The organism is Streptomyces sp. NH27, assembly GCF_056859195.1.
In genome coordinates this window covers 1-2439 of sequence record NZ_JACEGK010000778.1, presented here as the reverse complement: position 1 = coordinate 2439, position 2439 = coordinate 1, and the positions used below count along the sequence as shown (strand labels likewise).

At 73.6% G+C, this 2439-nt stretch carries 3 protein-coding genes and 1 pseudogene; 3 read left to right on the top strand and 1 reads right to left on the bottom strand.

Going from position 1 to position 2439, the window contains the following annotated elements; translation table 11 throughout:
* Both AC13HU_RS35695 and AC13HU_RS35690 read left to right on the top strand, forming a co-directional pair.
* Nucleotides 1–277: pseudogene (locus AC13HU_RS35695) on the top strand (ferrochelatase); the annotation flags it as partial.
* A 14-nt stretch (nucleotides 278–291) separates the two neighbouring features.
* A complete protein-coding gene (locus AC13HU_RS35690) occupies nucleotides 292–1161 on the top strand; it encodes an inositol monophosphatase family protein (RefSeq protein ID WP_483046151.1) in 870 nt (289 codons plus the stop codon).
* A gap of 147 nt (nucleotides 1162–1308) precedes the next feature.
* Here the strand turns inward: AC13HU_RS35690 and AC13HU_RS35685 are convergent, their stop codons facing one another.
* Nucleotides 1309–1482, bottom strand: coding sequence for a hypothetical protein (locus AC13HU_RS35685; protein ID WP_328470349.1), 174 nt, complete (start codon nucleotides 1480–1482; stop codon nucleotides 1309–1311).
* Nucleotides 1483–1769: 287 nt separating this feature from the next.
* On the opposite strand from AC13HU_RS35685, the gene AC13HU_RS35680 reads away from it, so the two are divergent.
* A complete protein-coding gene (locus AC13HU_RS35680) occupies nucleotides 1770–2423 on the top strand; it encodes a response regulator transcription factor (protein ID WP_202236715.1) in 654 nt (217 codons plus the stop codon).
* Nucleotides 2424–2439 lie beyond the last annotated feature (16 nt).

The following is a 2439-nucleotide window of genomic DNA, read 5'->3' as shown; positions in this document are numbered from 1 at the left end:
CATGGAGGTCAAGTACGACCTCGACACCGAGGCCGCCGCCAAGGCCGCGAAACTCGGACTGCCGGTCGCCCGCGCCGCCACGGTGGGCGCCGATCCGCGGTTCGCCGCCGCCGTGCGCGACCTGGTGCTGGAGCGCGCCGCGACCGAGCGCGGCCTCACCCCGGCCCGCTGCGCGCTCGGGGCACTGGGCCCGAGCCACGACGTGTGCCCCGCGGGCTGCTGCCCGGCCGCCGACAGGCGGCAGCCGCCGCGGCCCGCCGCCGCAGGAACCGACTGAGGAGACCGGAACAGATGAGCACACCCGCCAACGGCCCGGCCGGCGCCGGCGAACCGCCCGCCGCCACCGGACCGACCGGTCCCGCCGCCACCGGCGAGGACGCCGAACTGCTGGGCATCGCCCTGGAAGCGGCCCGCAGGGCCGGCGCCCTGCTGCGCGACGGCCGCCCCGCCGACCTGGGCGTGGCCGCCACCAAGTCCAGCCCGATCGACGTCGTGACCGAGATGGACATCGCCGCCGAGAAACTGATCACCGCCTACATCGGGCGGCTGCGCCCCGAGGACGGCTTCCTCGGCGAGGAGGGCGCGAGCAGCGAGGGCACCAGCGGGGTGCGCTGGGTGATCGACCCGCTCGACGGCACCGTGAACTACCTCTACGGCCTGCCGTCGTGGTCGGTGAGCATCGCCGCGGAACGGGACGGCGAGACCGTCGTCGGCGTCGTGGCGGCCCCGATGCGCCGCGAGACCTACCAGGCGGTGCTCGGCGGCGGCGCCTACGTCGAGGGAGTCCGGGCACAGTGCCGCCCCGCCCCCGACTTCGAGCACGCCCTGGTCGCCACCGGTTTCAGCTACCTGCGCGAGCGCCGGGTCGCGATGGCCGAGGTGATCAAGGGGCTGCTGCCGCAGGTCCGCGACATCCGGCGCGGCGGCTCGGCGGCGATCGACCTCGCCGACGTCGGCTGCGGCCGCCTCGACGCGTACTACGAGCGCGGCCTGAACCCCTGGGACCTCGCCGCCGGGGACCTCTTCGCCCGCGAGGCCGGCGCCCTCACCGGCGGCCGCCCCGGCGACGTGCCCTCCGGCGAACTCACCCTGGCCGCGCCGCCCGGCCTCTTCGAGCCGCTCCAGCGCCGCCTGGACGAGCTGGGCGCCTGGCACGACTGACCCGGCGGCCCGAGCCGGGCCCGTCCGCGCCCGGCGGACGGGCCCGGCCCTGGCGGGTACGGACGACGCCTACGCCTTGCGTGCGGGCATGCGAACGCCCCGGCACCTTCGTGGTGGCCGGGGCGTGCGGCTTGGGGGGCCGGAGGTTCAGGCGACCTTGGGCCGTACGTCCACCCCGTGCTCCGCGGCGAGGCGGCGCAGATCGTCCAGTTCGCCCTCTTCGACATCGGCGAGGAAGTCGTCGCCGGTTTCGCGGGCCCGGCGCAGATCGGACTCCGTGCTGTGTATGCGCTGGAGGATTCCATTCGTGAACGCGTCCATTGTGCGCCCCCTCGTCGTCTCCGTTGACACGCGAGTGTCAAGACCGCTGCCCTCGCGCGGGAAGCGCGGGACAAGGCGTGGTGGGTGGGTGTAAATCCGTCCTCCCCACCCCGCCCGAGTCGGAAACCTCACCGACCCGAAGGAAATTCCGGGGCCCCCGGACGTCCCGTTCCGCGGTCGTTCGCGTACCGCCCCTCGGACCGTGGGCGCTCTCCCTTACCGCCGATTTACGGGGGTCCGGTGCAGGATGGTGGTGGATTCCCACAGCTCACGGAAGGAACAGCGCCTTGCGCGTACTGGTCGTCGAGGACGAGCAACTGCTCGCCGATGCGGTTGCCACCGGCCTGCGCCGCGAAGCCATGGCCGTCGACGTGGTCTATGACGGCGGTGCCGCCCTGGAGCGCATCGGCGTCAACGACTACGACGTGGTGGTACTCGACCGCGACCTGCCGGTGGTGCACGGTGACGAGGTGTGCCGCCAGGTGGTCGGTCTCGGCCTGCCGATGCGGGTGCTCATGCTCACCGCCGCGGGTGACGTCAGCGACCGGGTCGAGGGCCTGGAACTGGGCGCTGACGACTACCTGCCCAAGCCCTTCGCGTTCACCGAACTGACCGCCCGGGTGCGCGCGCTCGGGCGGCGTACGACGGCCGCCCTGCCGCCGGTGCTGGAGCGCTCCGGCATCCGGCTGGACCCCAACCGCCGGGAGGCGTTCCGCGACGGCAGGGAGGTCCACCTGGCGCCCAAGGAGTTCGCCGTCCTGGAGGTGCTGATGCGCAGCGAGGGCTCGGTGGTCTCCGCCGAGCAGTTGCTGGAGAAGGCGTGGGACGAGAACACGGACCCGTTCACCAACGTGGTGCGGGTCACTGTGATGACGCTGCGCCGCAAGCTCGGCGAGCCGCCGGTGATCGTCACGGTGCCCGGCTCCGGCTACCGGATCTGACCCGCCATGGCCCACC